The 16,196-nt window shown below is 43.5% G+C and carries 15 protein-coding genes; all 15 read right to left on the minus strand.

The genetic code is table 11. The annotated features are described in order from the left end of the window. Genes HYS07_04830 through HYS07_04900 form a run of 15 tightly spaced genes read right to left on the minus strand, consistent with a single transcriptional unit; the run spans position 1 to position 16,193 of the window. On the minus strand, positions 1–1,023 hold the full coding sequence (locus tag HYS07_04830; protein MBI1870502.1) for an NAD(P)-dependent oxidoreductase: 1,023 nt from the start codon (positions 1,021–1,023) through the stop codon (positions 1–3). Further along, complete coding sequence (gene rfbF / locus HYS07_04835; protein ID MBI1870503.1) at positions 1,020–1,793, minus strand: glucose-1-phosphate cytidylyltransferase; 774 nt, start codon at positions 1,791–1,793, stop codon at positions 1,020–1,022. The genes HYS07_04830 and rfbF overlap by 4 nt, the downstream gene beginning before the upstream one ends. Next, positions 1,790–2,914, minus strand: coding sequence for a DegT/DnrJ/EryC1/StrS family aminotransferase (locus HYS07_04840; protein ID MBI1870504.1), 1,125 nt, complete (start codon positions 2,912–2,914; stop codon positions 1,790–1,792). The genes rfbF and HYS07_04840 overlap by 4 nt, the downstream gene beginning before the upstream one ends. 12 nt (positions 2,915–2,926) lie before the next feature. Then, a complete protein-coding gene (locus HYS07_04845) occupies positions 2,927–4,081 on the minus strand; it encodes a glycosyltransferase family 4 protein (GenBank protein ID MBI1870505.1) in 1,155 nt (384 codons plus the stop codon). Between the two features lie 2 nt (positions 4,082–4,083). After that, positions 4,084–5,064 (minus strand): glycosyltransferase, encoded by a 981-nt coding sequence (locus HYS07_04850; protein MBI1870506.1) that lies wholly within the window; start codon positions 5,062–5,064, stop codon positions 4,084–4,086. Then, positions 5,048–5,950, minus strand: coding sequence for a class I SAM-dependent methyltransferase (locus tag HYS07_04855; protein MBI1870507.1), 903 nt, complete (start codon positions 5,948–5,950; stop codon positions 5,048–5,050). The genes HYS07_04850 and HYS07_04855 overlap by 17 nt, the downstream gene beginning before the upstream one ends. After that, positions 5,947–7,854 (minus strand): hypothetical protein, encoded by a 1,908-nt coding sequence (locus HYS07_04860; protein MBI1870508.1) that lies wholly within the window; start codon positions 7,852–7,854, stop codon positions 5,947–5,949. Before HYS07_04860 ends, HYS07_04855 begins: the two co-directional genes overlap by 4 nt. A 4-nt stretch (positions 7,855–7,858) precedes the next feature. After that, positions 7,859–8,701, minus strand: coding sequence for a class I SAM-dependent methyltransferase (locus HYS07_04865; GenBank protein MBI1870509.1), 843 nt, complete (start codon positions 8,699–8,701; stop codon positions 7,859–7,861). A gap of 17 nt (positions 8,702–8,718) precedes the next feature. After that, positions 8,719–9,501, minus strand: coding sequence for an aldolase (locus HYS07_04870; GenBank protein MBI1870510.1), 783 nt, complete (start codon positions 9,499–9,501; stop codon positions 8,719–8,721). Next, positions 9,482–10,282: a 3-deoxy-manno-octulosonate cytidylyltransferase gene (locus HYS07_04875; GenBank protein ID MBI1870511.1), complete on the minus strand. Its 801-nt coding sequence runs from the start codon at positions 10,280–10,282 to the stop codon at positions 9,482–9,484. Before HYS07_04875 ends, HYS07_04870 begins: the two co-directional genes overlap by 20 nt. A 16-nt stretch (positions 10,283–10,298) precedes the next feature. Next, complete coding sequence (locus HYS07_04880) at positions 10,299–11,243, minus strand: NAD-dependent epimerase/dehydratase family protein (protein MBI1870512.1); 945 nt, start codon at positions 11,241–11,243, stop codon at positions 10,299–10,301. After that, positions 11,240–12,076 carry a fumarylacetoacetate hydrolase family protein gene (locus tag HYS07_04885; GenBank protein ID MBI1870513.1) on the minus strand — a complete coding sequence of 279 codons (837 nt, stop codon included), beginning with the start codon at positions 12,074–12,076 and terminating at the stop codon, positions 11,240–11,242. The genes HYS07_04880 and HYS07_04885 overlap by 4 nt, the downstream gene beginning before the upstream one ends. A gap of 34 nt (positions 12,077–12,110) precedes the next feature. Beyond that, the gene (locus HYS07_04890) at positions 12,111–14,195 is read right to left on the minus strand and encodes a hypothetical protein (protein MBI1870514.1); all 2,085 of its coding nucleotides are present in this window, start codon (positions 14,193–14,195) and stop codon (positions 12,111–12,113) included. Continuing rightward, a complete protein-coding gene (locus HYS07_04895; protein ID MBI1870515.1) occupies positions 14,185–15,141 on the minus strand; it encodes a phosphoglycerate dehydrogenase in 957 nt (318 codons plus the stop codon). The genes HYS07_04890 and HYS07_04895 overlap by 11 nt, the downstream gene beginning before the upstream one ends. Further along, the gene (locus HYS07_04900; protein MBI1870516.1) at positions 15,138–16,193 is read right to left on the minus strand and encodes a 3-dehydroquinate synthase; all 1,056 of its coding nucleotides are present in this window, start codon (positions 16,191–16,193) and stop codon (positions 15,138–15,140) included. Before HYS07_04900 ends, HYS07_04895 begins: the two co-directional genes overlap by 4 nt. Positions 16,194–16,196 lie beyond the last annotated feature (3 nt).

The following is a 16,196-nucleotide window of genomic DNA, read 5'->3' on the forward strand; positions in this document are numbered from 1 at the left end:
TCACCTCCACCGGAGCTCTTTGTCTAATTGTTGGGTTTCTGATAAATGTCGAATCTGATTCAACCGTGTAAATTTTCTCCCCCGAAAATCCCTCTCTTTAAAACCATGCTCTCGATAAACTTCCAAAAGATGTTGAATGCCTTTGTCGAGATCCCACTGAGGTTTCAACTTTGAAACAGACTCAAAACGGTCAAAATTTACACGGTAACTTCGCGAGTCACGATCCGGCTCTACTGCAAATTCAAGAATAGACCCCTTGATATGGTGAGCCACGGATTCTGCTATTTGCCTTACTTGATAGTTATGAGAATTGAAACCAATGTTAAAAATCTTTTCCTTATGTTTTCCGAGCTCAATGGCCAGAAAAAATTCATAGGCCCTCGCTAAATCTTCAACATGAATGAGGGGCCTCCAGGGACTTCCATCACTTAAAATTTTGATTTTACCCAGTGTAAAACCCCATCCCGTAAGATTATTAACAACCAAATCTACTCTCAACTTTGGAGAATAGCCAAACACGGTTGAACATCTCAAAATAATGGGAGAAAAATGCTCATTCGCTAATGCCAAAAGGGCTTTTTCGGACATGACTTTAGATTGAGCATATGCCGTCAGGGGAGCCATGGAAGTATTCTCGTCGACCGACAACTGGTCTGATTTTCCATAAAGACTGCAAGAGGATGCGTAGAGAAAACGCTGAACCCCCGCCTGCTTTGAGAGTTTTGCAAGATTCTCCGTCGCTCGATAGTTATGATCGAGCGTCAGCTCTGTGGAGAGCTGACCCAGAGGATCATTGGACAAGGCAGCCAAATGGACGACCGCATCGATTCCCTCCAAATCCGTAAGCGTTACATCACGAATATCCTTCCGCAATGCGGGACACGAGTCCAAATGTTTTCCCAGCCAGCAGTCCTCATAAAAATAGGAATCTAACCCGCTTACCTCATATCCCTTTTTCTTCAAATGTGAAACAAGAACAGTACCAATATATCCATCATGCCCAGTCACAAGTACACGCATCATGTCTCCCAAATTTTCCAAGGGGCTGTACCACTCTCCCACAATTTTTCCAAAACTTCAAGATCTCGCAGGGTATCTAGACAATACCAAAACCCTTCATGACCATAGGCCATCAATTGTCCATCACGCACAAGATTCTCTAAGGGATCTTGTTCTAAAATCGTCTGATCTCCATGAAGATATTTGAAGACTTCAGGCTCAAATACAAAAAAACCCCCATTAATCCATCCAAGGCTTGTTTGAGGCTTTTCCTTGAAGGAAACAACCTCTGATCCCTTGAGCTGAATCTCACCAAAACGAGCGACAGGATGAACCACTGCCACCGTGGCCAACTTTCCATGAGATCGATGAAAAGCCAACAACTTCCGAATGTCAATATTGGAAACCCCATCTCCATAAGTCATAAAAAAAGTTTCATCTTTTAAATAGGGTTCCAAACGATGTAATCTCCCTCCCGTCAACGAAGCTACACCTGTATCAACCAATGTGACTTTCCAATCTAAGGCGCAAGGCCTCAAAGGTTGTATCTTCCCATCTCCCAAGCAAATCTTAAAATCAGCATCGATAGAACGATAATTGATAAAATATTGTTTGATCATCTCCCCTTTATAACCAAGCGCAAGAACAAAATCATCAAACCCAAAGTGGCTATAGGTTTTCATGATATGCCAAAGAATGGGGTGAGCCCCCACAGTCACCATCGGTTTAGGACGAATCGCCGTTTCCTCACGAAGTCTTGTTCCCATACCTCCACAGAGAATTGCAACGTTCACGATAAAACCTCAACACATTGGAAAGATGAGACGGCCTTAATCACCTGCTGAATTTCCTGATCACTTAAGCAAGAATGAAGCGGTAAGGTAACAATCTCTCGACCCAGCCTATCTGCCATCGGCAACTGTTGATCATTCACCTTGTAGAAAGTATGCCAATGATTCGGAAGATAATGAATCCCTGTTTCAATTTTCTGATCCTGCAAGAACGTTATAAAACGATCTCGACTTTCAGCAGGTACTCGCACAATATACATAAAAGGAGCTGTCACACCATAATCCACCTTAAGTAAACTCAACCATGGAAGATCTCCAAAAGCTGCATCATAACGCAGACAAATCTCTCGACGCCGTGCAATAAATTCATCCAATTTTTTTAATTGTACCATCCCTATTGCTGCATTGATATTAGACAAATGGTAACGATAGCCTTGCATAGGAACATCATAAAACCACTTACGTTCATTGCGATATCGATACTCCGATTCCCGATCTACTCCAAGCAAGCGCATATTACGCAAGCGACTTTCAAGATCATCGTCCGTTGTAGCAATCGCTCCTCCCTCTCCACATGTCATAATCTTCATGGGATCAAAACTGAAGCAAGTGATATCCCCAAAACTTCCAATCTTTTTCTTATGAAAAGTAGAGCCCATGGCATGAGCCGCATCCTCAACGATACGAATACCATAGCGATCCTTCCAAGAAAGTAGGCGATCCATATCGCAGGGCTGACCACAATAGTGCACAGGCATGATTGCTTTGGTTCGAGTCGTTATCTTTCTCTGGGCATCATCTACATCCAAAAGAAGCGTTTCAAGATTGCTCTCACATGAAACAGGCTGAGCACCCGTTGCTGAGACGGCTTGAAATGAAGCAACATAAGTGAGACTTGGAACTAAAACCTCATCTCCAGGCCCAATCCCAAGAGCAACCAAGGAAAGATGCAAGGCACTCGTCCCTGTGTTGACTGCAATTACATTTCTCGCACCCAAATACTGTGCAAGCGCTTCTTCAAATTGCAAAGTAAAATTTCCCATTCCAAGCCAGCCTGCTGAAAAAACCTGATTGACCGCTTGAAGTTCTTCAGCCCCCACTTTTGCCTTTGCAACTTTAATCATCCGTGTGAATCCTTAATTTAAATTCATAATCTTATGATACAATTCCAATCGCTCCACTGCTACTTTTCTCCAGGTCATTCTTTGAACGGTATCGTAGGCATTTCGACGAACTTGCCTAATCAGTTCACGTTGATTGACCAATGATTCTATGAGATCCGCATACACACTTGCTTCATGGCGATGCAAGATAAAGCCATTCTTCCCATTTTCAATGAGCTCGATGGCTGCACCCACCCGCGTTCCAGATAACACAATCACGCCACAGGCCATAGCCTCAACAACCGCTAAACCAAAACTATCCACAACGGATGGAAAGACCATGATGCCACAGCGCATCAGTAACTTCGGCAATTCATTATTATCAAAATAGGGAATAAGGGTGATACGATTTCTGTCCTCTTCAGAAAATTCAGCAAGTATTTCCTTGTCTTTAACTTCTCCGCCTATTCCGGCACAGGTTAAGCGATATCTAGAATTTTTTCTAAAAAGCCTATTCACCAACGGAGGTAATAAATGTACGCCTTTTAATTTTGTCCATCGACCTATAAATATTAAATGAAACATTCTTTGATTGTCATCATTTAAAACCTGTTCCCGATCACACTCAAAAAAACGTTCGTTAACGCCGTGGCATATCACTTTCGTTTTGGCTCTATCGATTCCCAAATAACGCTCTACAAATTTACGCTCTAAGGAATTATGAAACACCACCGCATCAGCCTCTTTTAAGTCTTGCTCAACCTCCCAAAGACGGTACCAACCATGATAAAACTGATACTTCCAACTTGGACTTTCTCCAAAAGAATTGAGAAGTCTTTTCCAAACACGTGAATGGATATGTTCCAACCCATGACTTCTCACAACGCGCTTGACTTTTCGGCCCCTATAAAACCTCATCCATCGACTCGCCACCCAGAAATCGCCTACCGTACTGTCGACCAAGTCAAAAGGGCGTTTCGAATGCTCTTTTAAAAATCTTCTGGCCATAGACCATGGAAAAATGGGCACAAGAAACTTAGGCCACGGCAAAAGATCAAGGATATCCTGAGGAAAACAAAGCGTCACTTCCAACCCTAAGGCTCTCAACTCTTTCGCCAGACGCATATCTGCTCCTCCAGCACCTGAATCAACCACGCGATGATAATGTGAGGGCATAAAAATACGCATATTCATTCATCCATTGCCATCTTCACCGAATGAGATACGCCTATCCACTTTCTTAACCAAGCCCGAAATGCCCTCAATATTTTTAAGCTGTTTCGAGCTAAAGGCAAAGAAAGCCAACTCAAACCATACTTTAAGTATCCTATCTGATAGGGGAAAAATCTAAAACTCCGCAATAAACTTCCTCGAGCCTCTTTCTTTCTCCCTTGCTCCAACAACCAGCTTCCGTATCCAGAATAGGCCCGTGACACTTCTCTCCTAATCCAACATCTTGCCCTCATATCCCCAACTCGACCGAGCCAATATCGCCGAATTTCTATATTTTCCAGATGAAGTTCTTCTCGCATCAATTGTGATAGATTTCCACCATGCCAACGATATTTAAAGAGCGTATCATCCACATAATCAATCTCGTACTGATACGCAACCTTAAGGAATAAATCATACTCTTCGGCTGCCTTAAAAGCACCGAAAGAACCGACCTTCTCAAATACCTCCCTTCTAAGAATTGCACTGACCGGAGGGATAAAACAACGCGCCATAAGTTTTCGAAAAATGTTTCCACGTTCAATAGGATACAGATCAGAATATCGGCTATTGATCTCGCCACTTCCATCAATGATAGTGCCATCGCAATACACCAAGCCTAATTCTGTTCTTTCTCGAAACAGGGCCATCTGCCTCTCAAGTTTTTCTGGCATCCAAAGATCATCGTGATCAATCAACGCAATAAACCTTCCCGAGGAAAGCTCAACCGCTTTGTGACGAGCTTTTCCAAGTCCTTGATTTTGTTGATAATGATAAATGACAGGCCATCCTTGTGAAATATGTCTCTGGATGATCTCCTCTGTACGATCTGTTGATCCATTATTAATCACGACAAGTTCCCAATCTTTATAAGTTTGTGAAAAGACGCTCTGTAGCGTTTCCTCAAGATATTTTTGAGAATTATAACAACAAAGATTAATACTAACGTCGGGAGGCATTTTTTTCTGAAGTTTTCTCAGCAATCGCAAGAATATAGCGACCGCAATCAACATACTGCTTAGCCAATGAGAGCTCTAAATCCATCAGATGAGCCTGTTCTTGAGGAGTTAACTTTGAAGGTTGAGCAATCACGGATAAAGGATCCCCTTCAATTCCTGAAGCAACACCAACCCCGTATAGGCCCTGAATTTGAAAGCCAACGTTTGATAAAAGATGGCGAACGTCCTCAGAGGTTTGCCAACTAAACCACGCCGACCCGTCGCCCCAATGTCCCTCTCGTTGATCACGTACCAATCTCATACCTTGCCGATCTCTTCTACGCACAGAGTAAAGAAGATTAAAATACTGACTCCTGAAAGAAATAAAGAACAAACCTCCTGGACTCAAGACACGGTAAACCTCAGCAATAACCTCTTTATAAGATGGTAAGATAAAAGAAACTTCTGTCATCAATGCAATGTCATAACAATGACGTCGAGCAGATTTTAAGTAAGTGTGGACATCCGACTCGACAAATTCAATATTGTGAATCCCAAGACTCTGAGCGTATTGACGGGCCTTTTGGATGACCGCTGATGTAAAATCAACTCCTATCATCTTACCTTTCACAGCCCATTTAGCCAAAGGAAATGAAAGACGCCCCTGACCACAACCCATATCTAAAAAGCGAGCCGCACCTCCCGAATAACGTCGCTCGCACTCCGGAATAATCCAATGAAGATACTGTTGCAAATAGTAATCCTCATCAGGGGCTGTTATCATATTGTAAACAGTTATTGCCCGCTGTACACCCATTTCATGAAGACTTGCCTTTTCTTCTAAAATACCAGCGACATGACGCAATATTTGAGCCGTCTTAGAAACAACTTTTTGGACTCTTTTCATACGAGCACTTCTTGATAAACCTTTCGAGAAGAGTCTTTAGATTCTAAAAACGCAGAAACCGTTTCTTCATTAAGAGGAGACAGGCATTCTTCTCTCATTCTTTCTGACCATGCATTCAAGCGCTCTTGCTCCTCTTTTGAGAGAGATAATTTCTTGAGCACTTGCTCACGCAATTCCTCTACCGAATATGCAGGTGGATCAAACTCTGAAAACCACTCCAGAGGATTCATATTAAAATCCGTTTCTCGCCCAACGGAAATGACAGGAGTTCCTGTAAGGGCAACCTCAAGGGCAGACGTCGATGCTGAAACGACCGCACATCTAACTTTATCTAACCATTCCTCCATGATGCCTTCTACAAAGACCATATGCCCGGGCAAAGCAAATTCTCTGGACCAAGAAGTAAGACATTCTTTAGAAGTCATCGGATGTGGTTTAAGATAGAATATGATTCCTTCTTTTGCAGAGAAAGCCCTAACCAATTTATGAAGCAATTCATAAGACGCAATATCTTCCAAAGATAGGACAACCAACACCTTCCCATTCACATCAGTCCCATTAACCAAACCCCGAAAGAGATGTAAATATCTCAAAGAAGGACCTACCCGAAGTTTATCTTGAGAGAAACCTTCTGACACCATCAGATTTCGTGTAAATAGAGAGTTGCAAACAATCACATCAGGATAGAACATGGCCCGATCTTCTCCAGATGAGCAAAACAGACAAAGCCAAAGGGGATAAGGTGCAAGATAATGCTGATAACCTACCTGTAACACATGGGGCATAAATTGGCGGAAAGCCAATGATGCAGGTTTTTCAGAAATCATATTTTCAAATGTATCAATAAATATATCGATCTTAATATCTTGAGCACGTAACTTTTTTATAAGGCGATAATGGAGAATAAACTGCGCAGAACTTCGATCAAGACATTGCTCCCGACAGGCCTCTCTAAAAAGGGCCCGCGTATCCATTCCATCAAATATTTTATCTTTGAGAGGCAATGCCACCTGAGAAATAGCAATTCCCATAGCCCAGAGATAATCGCCAAGGGAATAAAAATCTTCAGGAATAATATATTCATTTTTAAATTGCCTAAACCACTGAAACGCATCTTTACGAGATCGTTGAATGTTGGACAAGATCGGCAGATAAGCTACTTCATAACCTTTTTTACAAAGCTCTGTGGGGAGCATTCGAAAATAACGGTCTCGTTTAGAAAGATCAGACACAAAATGCGTTTCATCAACCCATGAACGAATCAAAACGCGGGGACGATCCGTGGACTCCTTCGTACGATCATTCACTTGGCGTGTCTTCCTTGCATCCCTTCTTGCCCTCATACCCTCCCATAAATAATCAAACCACGAAAGCCACATTTGAATACTCCATTTGAGCCAGACCTTGAACCTACCTTCTCGCTTAATAACATAAACTTTATGAACAGCACTTAAAGACCTTTCGAGAGACTGTAAAACCGCTCGGCTCTCCACAACCATCAAGAGTGACTCAGTGGCATGATTTCCATAATCCTCTCCCATCTTCACATAACATATCTTATGATAAAGGGAATCTAACGCTGTATTCTGCTCGGAAACACGCGAGCTTAAAAAGCGCAAGGTGGGATGAGATATTCTCAAACGACCTATCCAATCGAGAAATGGCCTTCTTAATTTCATTGCAATATCTTGGAACACCTTTCCTGAATGAATTCTTTCCAATCCTCTTTGACTGAGCATTTCCTCCCAAAGACACATACGAAAATAATCACGCCCCAGATAAAGCCATTGAGAAGGTAGGTTCCGTTTTTGAATAGACAACGCCTTGAGCCTTTCCAGAGCACGTTCGAGTTTGAATCGAGCAGGGACGAGAAACACGACAGAAGATCTTAAAGGAGATGGCATCAAATTATTTTTTCACCCGGCCAGAAACTCGCCATGCCTCAAAACGATGTTCTTGATTAGCAAAACGATCAGAGCCTAAACTCCTTCTTGTCCCCATATCCGCATCATAATATTTAAAAAAGAGATCATCGCGATAGGAATGCCGATAGCTCGAGGCTAAGTTTTCAAGTTTCTTCCAATGCTTTTCTAAATATTCCTCTGCAGCTCGATAAAAAGGGGTGCCGCGGTTGTCTTCAAATTTAACATCCGATAAACCCATCTTACGCCTCAGCACATTCACAATAAACTCGTTCGTATGAATGAAATCGTATTGTGCATCATCAATCGCCACAACACTTCCATCCCCCAAGAGAAAGTCTACTGCGTTTAACTCCTTGATAATGGTGTTCCAAACATGATCTCCATCGTGAAAGAAGCAATCGATATGGTCGACCATGCCCTTAAGAATGGGAAGTCCTAACTCGTTAGAAACACTATCGTAAGGGATCAAATGCCAGGAGGAACTCATCTCCTTATGGAACATCTGACCCAAAGTTTCTACACAAACTCCTCTGATTTGAGATGCCTTTTCAGGGTTCAAGTCCCATGTATAAACGTGTCCACCATGTTTAAGAGCACTATAGATAAAGACAATCGTACTGGCCCCTACTCCCGTTTCAGCAATCACAAGCTTTCGTCCCTTGAGTTTCGTTTCTTCCGCTAGCGTTTCTGTAATCTTAAACAAGGCTAAAAATTCGCAGTCAGGGATACCGTTTAACCATTTTGGAAGCAATCGCTTAATTGAAATAAGGTATTCTGCCTCATTCTCAATGATTTTTTCCAAAGTCCCCATATAATAGTCATACATAAAACATCTCCTTATTTCTATCTTTGACCCTTCAACAGTTCTTCGTACCAATGACGGGCCGTGTCAAATCCATCCCGTAATATGGCACAGTCGACACGATATGAAATGAATCGAAACCCCGACTCAAAAAGAAATTGCAAATAATTCTTATCCCAAGCAATTGAGCCGGCAACCCTTCTATGGGCCTCAATGAGCTTGACACATTCTTTCACAAGCTTCAGAACTTTAGGATGAGTTAACTCTCCAGGGATACCTACCGCCTGAGAGATATCATAGAGCCCAAGATAAATGAGATCCAGACCCGGCACTTGTGCAATCTCCTCGAGATTCCTAATTCCCTCTTCTCCCTCGACAAGAATTCCTACAAACAACTGATCATTCGCATACCGAAGCTTTGGAGCTAACTCAATATCCGAATAGCCATGGTTACGCGTAAAGGGGGATAGCCCTCGATTACCCTCTGGAAAATATTTAGTTGCCTGAACAATCCTCAAAGCTTCTTGAGCAGTGGACACGTGGGAGACTAAAAGTGCCTTTACCCCAATCTCCAACGCATGAAGAATGGTCAATTCATTTCCTTCTCCAAGGCGGATAATCGGTGTACATCCCGAGGATTCAGTCGCATAGATTTGACTCTCCGCAGTCTCAAAGGACATGGGACCATGCTCCATGTCGATAATCACAAAGTCTAGACCTGCATGGCCAATCGCATTCATGACAGATGGCGAGGCGAGCATAGACCAGGTTCCAAAGACCCGTCCCCCAGCTTTAAGCTTGGTCTTAATTTTGTTTTCTGTCACGATCGCCTGCCAACATTTCTTGTCTTCGACCGGCATAAGAAGGATAAAACTCATCACGCCGCATTGCCCTTTCAGCTTCCTGTCTGTCTGGCTCTGTATCTACGGAAACACTCCGATAAGGGGACTTCGCTGTTCTGACCTTGATCCCATGCTCAACCGCCCGAAGCAATTCAATGGACTCGGCAATTTCGTAAGGGGTCGCAGACATTTCTTGAAAGTCTAGGAGAAACTTTTTCCTGAATGGCATGATGGCAACCTGTTTAAGGCGAGGCCCAATTCTATCCCGTATATTCGATGGAATCGAGCTGCGAGACATGAATAAAATATCTTCCCTCTCGTCCACGACAACCTTCACCTCGTTGGGGTCTAACCACTCCTTCTCATTGGCATCCGCTACCAATGTGAGAATCTGTACCTTGGGGTCGGCGAGGAGGGGAGCAATGGCTAGATCAATCATCCCTGGATGAATCAGAGGTTCATCCCCTTGAACCACAACCACGATGTCGTCATCAGCTAAATTTTGCTTTCTACAAGCCTCTGCCACACGCAGCGCAGGTCTAGAAATCTCCTGATGTGTCATGTATACCTTTCCCCCAAATCCTAGAACAGTCTGGCGAATTGCTTCATCACAGGCAGCGACAAACACATCGTCCACATGTTTCACAAGCAAGCACCGCTTGTAAACATGCTCGATCATGGATATTCCAAGAATTTTCGCCAACGGCTTTCCAGGAAATCGCGAGGAACCCATCCGAACAGGTATGCCAATCACTACTTTCACAGAGTTCCCATTCTTTTTAGACATTCTGCAATTTCCAGTCTTGCCTGACCCAACTGGCCATCTCTGCTAAACCCTCCTCTAATCTCACCGTGGGTTTCCAACCCAAATCCTCTTGAAGCAAAGATGAATCTCCATAGATTCCAAACTGGTCGCGACGTGTTGGATCACCTTGTATGATAGGGTAATTCTCTGAATGTCCAAAAACTTGAATGATCTCTTTCAATAAGTCCGATACATAGGTCTTGCGACCCGTCGAAACATTGTAAACCTTCCCATAAGCTCGCTCATTTCCCACACATCGAACAAAGGCATCCACAATATCTTTGATAAAGACAAAGTCTCGAAAACGCTCTTTCGAGCCGCGTACCAAGATGGGCTCCCCTCGAGCTACATAAGCCATATAAATGCTCACCATACCTTGCTTTAAATTATCCATATCCTGCATCGGTCCATAGACATTAAAAAGACGCAAGCTTGTCGTGTTCACTCCAAAACCCTGATAGATCTGGCAAAGGTATTCGGAGGCAATTTTACCAACCGCATACGGTGAAGGAGGTCGAACGGGACTAGACTCTGTTACAGGAAGCATTGAAGGATCTCCATACACGTTCATCGAGCTGGCAAAGACAAACTGCTTGACCTGATGCTTCAAACACCATTGGAGAAGAAGCAATGTAGAAAAGGCATTGGCCTTAAGATCGAAGACAGGGCGCTCAAACGACAGCTCCTGTCCCACATGAGAAGCCAAATGAAAAACAACATCAACACCCTCTTTTGGAAGCTCTAGAGCTGTGTCCTCATCTGTAAGATCAAGCCACTTGAATACGACTCCGGTAGGAAGATTGCGAATATAACCTGAAGATAGATTATCGACCGCTAGAACAGAGTGTCCGTCCTTTAACAAGCGACGACATAAATGAGAACCGATAAAACCTGCGCCCCCTGTGACAATCACTCTCATCGTGAATCCTTTCGCCGAGATGGTCCAACCACATACTGGCCTTCAAGAGAATCCTCCATACCCGATCTACCCTTCACAAAAAACTGGTTCGTCAATTCTCCCAACCCCTCCACACGTGCCGTGTAGATATCCCCATGCTGGACAAAATGCATCCCCACCGTATCGGGCGGATTCCCTGTCAGAATAACATCCCAAGGCTCAAGGGTGATCCAAGTCGAGAGCCAGGACACAATCTTAGGCCATTGCCAAACCTGTGCACTCGAACGAGCACGCCGAATGACCTCACCATTTTGAATCGCTTCAATCAGGCAGTCAGACGGGTCAAAATCTGTATCGATCCAAGGACCGATCGGACAGAATTGATCCGGACATTTTGATCGAGCGAGATGATGGTCCCGATGATCCACGTTTTCTACGGTCACATCATTTCCAATGGTAAATCCTAAAATTCCTTCTCTCACCTGATTTTCTAAAATATTCTTGAGCGGTTTTTTAATCACGACTGCCAGTTCTGCTTCTCCCCACCAGGGAAGAGCTGGAAACGGGTTTATGACCGCTTCACCAGGACCGCACACACTTGTTGAGGATTTCAAAAAAACAAGAGGTTCGTTCATCATCGACGAATAGCCATCAATCCCTGGAAAATTGATCGCGATGGCTAAAATTTTATTGGGACGACACGGGGCAAGCAACGAAACCAAATCTAAAGTTCCAACTTTTTCCTTCCTTTCTACTTTGACAAGAGGATCTCCTGAAACCCGATAAACGTCAGAGCCTTCTACACATCCATACTCTGGATGACCCTCATTACTTTTGTATCGAACAAGTCTCAAATTTTTACTGTTAAAAAAACTCTTGGATTTTTTTTCATGCAAGTGCTTCTTGAAAAATCTTTTGGGAGGAAGCCTCTTTAGGCTTGACAAATGCAGAGATTGTATCTTCATTGATGGTCGAAAGGCATTCTTTTTTCATCTCTTCGGCCCAAATCTTCAAACGTGTCCGTTCCTCTTCTGAGAAAGATAATTTCTTGAGCACTTGCTTACGCAATTCCTCCACTGAATAAACAGGCGGATCAAATTCCGAAAACCATTCCAGAGGATCCATATTAAAATCTGTTTCACGCCCCACACGAACACACGGTACTGCAGCCAATGCAATTTCAAGAGAAGCGGTCGTAGAGGCAGCAATAACAGCACACGCCGCTCGTGAGAGCCAATCAGAGATTGCCCCTCCTACACAAATCATGTGAGAAGGCAAAGTCTCCATTCCTAGCCCGCATTTCTCATCAGATTTCGTCACGAGAGCGTCGAGTCCGCTTTGGATGCGAGGAAGACGACCGAGGCCATGCGAGGCATACTTTGCAGTATGTTGAGTGTGGCCGACCGAGTCTGCACGGAGAGACGAGGCGGAATCGGCGCTCGCAGTAGAAATGTGATGAGAAATGCGGGCTAACAGAGTGTGGAATCCCTTTTCCGACATCATCGGATGACGTTTCACCCAAAATCGAATCCCCTCGTCTCGTGGGAAAGTGCTGACAAGCTTTAACAAAACTTCCAGGGTCGCCATTCTATCCAAAGATAGAACAACCAGCACGGTATTAGGCTCTGGAGCCTTTTTAGAATCCTTTGAGAAGAAGTGAAGATATCGAAAGGAGGGCCCTACCCGCAATTTACCTGAAGGAAAACCTGCCTTCTGCATCTGAGCAACCATGAATGGAGAATTACAAACAATCACATCTGGATGAGGAGAAATCGTGAGCTCTTTGGGCGTTGTGTATTTTGACATCATGAACGGCTCCATTGCAATATAATGCTCAAACCCTACCGTCATTGTTTTGGGCATCCACTGTCGAAAGGCGATCACTTGAGGCTTTTCATTCAGCATGTTTTCAAACATATCGATAAAGATATCAATGGAGAAACCTTTCTTAGATAATTTCTTGATCAAACGATAATATAAAATGAACTTTACTCCTCCCTTATGGCAAGCCTGGTCACGACAAAATTCTCGAACAAGGGAAGAGATATTTAATCCCTCAAAGGAGTGTTTACCCAAGACCAACCAAGCCTGACGGATGACAACAGAGGCAGCCCAAACGTAATCGAAAATTGAATAAAAATCTTCAGGAATTAAATAGTGTCCTGGGTGGGCATGAAACCATTCGAAGGCACTTCGCAAAGATCTTTGAATTTGCGAGAGCCATGGAATGACGAGCACCTCATAGCCGCGCTTCCTTAGGAGCTCCGCAAGCCCTGAAAAATAACGATCTTGAGGAATATTATTGCTAAAATAGCTTTCGTCAATACACGTATGGATCACAACACGCTTCTGAAAACTTCCGCTTGATGAAGGGAAGCTCTCTCTCTCGCCTGCGTCACGTGCATCTTGTAGAACTTTCCGGGCATTTAAAAGAAACCGTATCCATATCCGGACCCAACGATAAAACCAACGGAATCTCGGAAGGTTTCCCTTTAAGGAACGATGAGGGCAAACACGTTTCCTCAATTCAGGAATATCGGCAAGGGCCCTCAACACAGAATCATGTTCGGCTACGATCAGAATAAGTGAAAAATCACTCTGGGTTTCGTCAAATGCAATGCGTAGATAGCACATCCGATGGAACAATGAATCAATCATGGTATCACGCTCTGCAATCTTGGAACTCCACCAGACAAAAGAATTATTTTTTTCTCCCAATTCGGCAATCCATTCCAAATAAGGTTGTTTCCAGCGTCTCGCAAGCCCTTGAAGTTTGGAGGCATAATTCACACGCTCAAAATTTTCACCTAGCAAGGACTCCCACGCTAGCATCCTCTCGTAATTTCTTCCTAAGTAAATCCACTTCTGTTTCAAGTCCGACGAAGAATGAATGATGCCCAACTTTTCTTTCAACTTTTTGCGTTGAAAATGGTCTAAATCCTCCGCCAAGAACAAATAAATTTTAGATTGCATAGGCCATGATCTCCCGCACAGGTTTTGCAAGTTCAAGTCCCGCAATCGCAGCACGCCCCATTGCTAAAATCCCTTCTTCCGTGCTTCCTCCAATATGAGGAGTCGCAATAAAATTGGGTAGCCGTAACAACTCCGTATCCGTAGGCGGTTCCATTCTAAAAACATCAAAAGCAGCTCCCGCCAAGCGTTCCTCTTTCAACATCATCTTCAGCGCCTCCTCATCTACAAGTCCTCCCCTAGAAGTATTGATAAGAATGGCCGTAGATTTCATAAGAGAAAGTCGCTTTTTATCTAGAATATTTTGCGTCGTTTCAGTCAAAGGAAGATGAAGTGAAACGACATCGGATTGCGTCAAAAGTTTTTCGAGGGAAACATACTGCACTCCAAATTGATGAATAAGATGTGCATCCTCTCGTAAATCATGGCACAAAATCCGGCACTGAAAGGGTTGAAGAAGCTCTATCAAATCCTTTCCCACATAACCACATCCCACAACACCGATGGTACGACCTGTGAGGTATTGTCCTTTCCTCTGCTGCCATTTTCCAGAACGTACCTCTTGATGAAGAAGAGCAAGATGCCTTAACAGAACTAACGTAAAGCCTAGAACGAGTTCCGAAACAGATCTCCGATTAACGCCCGGAGTCCATGAAAGTTCGATTTTGTGTCGCGAAAGCGCCTCAAGATCCAGCCTATCTAATCCCACCCCAAACTTCGAGATCACCTTGAGATCTGGCAAAAAGGAAAGAATCTCTTCTTTCAACACCTCCAGCGCTATAATGGCCTTTACCTGCCCTTTCAAAAAAGACACGAGGGCGTCACCGGAAAGGGAAATTCCCCCATCATTGAAACGCACATGAGAATACTTCTCAGACAGTTCAGCCCTTAAAATCGGATGTTTTGAAAAAGACCGCGAAGTGACCGCAATCGGTGATGGATCTTTCATTGACGCACTCGATGAAAATACTCGGAACAAATGTCGTGAAAACGCTCATCGTTAGATACACCCTTCTTAACGATGCATGCTACGGCATCTGGCAAGATGAGCGTCAAATGAGAATTTGTATTTTTCTTATCTTTCCCCAAGGCATCCAGAAAAGGATTGAATGGAATATCTATATTCTCATACCCTTGATAATTCATTTTTAAAATAGGGTGCACACGATCAAAATGTTCCTGCTTCATATTCCCCAACTGGACAGAGACAAAGTTGGCCATATCCATTCCCATGCTAACAGCAATTCCGTGTGGAATCGCGAAGTCTGTAGCTGATTCAATGGCATGGCCAAAGCTATGTCCATAATTCATAATGTTGCGAATTCCCTGATCAAATTCATCTACTTCAATGATGCGTTGCTTAATCTTTAAAGATTGATAGATGTTTTTTTCCAAAAGGGCACGATCCTTTAAAAGAAAAGGATAATCCGCTGCAATTTGATCAAAGGTGCGGGGACCCTCAATCAGAGAAACCTTAAGCATCTCGCCAATTCCAGATCGTAAATCGCGTTCATCCAGAGAATCAAGGAATCGAAGGCTCACCACAATCTTACGCGGAGGGGTAAAAGTCCCAACAATGTTTTTAATCTTACCGACATTAATAGAGCTCTTAGATCCAATGCAGGAATCAGCCTGAGCCAAAAGTGTTGTAGGGAAAAAATACCAATCGAGGCCCCGCAAGAGAACGGCTGCGAGAAAGCATGTGATATCTTGGATAATACCCCCACCTATGGCAATCAACAAATGTCCGCGCCGAATGTTTTGTCTCACAAGATGTTCAATATAATCACAAAATTGATCCAGTGATTTATTCATCTCCGTTGCGGGTATGAGCAGGATCGAAGGGGATTTTAAAATATGATTTAATTCTTGCGCATACAGACTCGCAACCTTTTCATCCACGATAAAGTGTGTGGAACTTGAAATGAGATCGTTTAAAAATGAAAAGGGATCGTCTTTGAAATGAACCGTATAAGGCCCTCGATGAGACTGGATGGTGATGGG

The organism is Chlamydiota bacterium, from assembly GCA_016178055.1.
Classification (GTDB): domain Bacteria; phylum Auribacterota; class JACPWU01; order JACPWU01; family JACPWU01; genus JACOUC01.

Coding starts and splice junctions, on each gene's coding strand:
- HYS07_04840 (MBI1870504.1), bottom strand. CDS start 2,914: ATGATTAAAGTTGCAAAGGCAAAAGTGGGGGCTGAAGAACTTCAAGCG.
- HYS07_04860 (MBI1870508.1), bottom strand. CDS start 7,854: ATGCCATCTCCTTTAAGATCTTCTGTCGTGTTTCTCGTCCCTGCTCGA.
- HYS07_04845 (MBI1870505.1), bottom strand. CDS start 4,081: ATGCGTATTTTTATGCCCTCACATTATCATCGCGTGGTTGATTCAGGT.
- HYS07_04855 (MBI1870507.1), bottom strand. CDS start 5,950: ATGAAAAGAGTCCAAAAAGTTGTTTCTAAGACGGCTCAAATATTGCGT.
- HYS07_04865 (MBI1870509.1), bottom strand. CDS start 8,701: ATGTATGACTATTATATGGGGACTTTGGAAAAAATCATTGAGAATGAG.
- HYS07_04880 (MBI1870512.1), bottom strand. CDS start 11,243: ATGAGAGTGATTGTCACAGGGGGCGCAGGTTTTATCGGTTCTCATTTA.
- HYS07_04895 (MBI1870515.1), bottom strand. CDS start 15,141: ATGAAAGATCCATCACCGATTGCGGTCACTTCGCGGTCTTTTTCAAAA.
- HYS07_04850 (MBI1870506.1), bottom strand. CDS start 5,064: ATGCCTCCCGACGTTAGTATTAATCTTTGTTGTTATAATTCTCAAAAA.
- HYS07_04890 (MBI1870514.1), bottom strand. CDS start 14,195: ATGCAATCTAAAATTTATTTGTTCTTGGCGGAGGATTTAGACCATTTT.
- HYS07_04830 (MBI1870502.1), bottom strand. CDS start 1,023: ATGATGCGTGTACTTGTGACTGGGCATGATGGATATATTGGTACTGTT.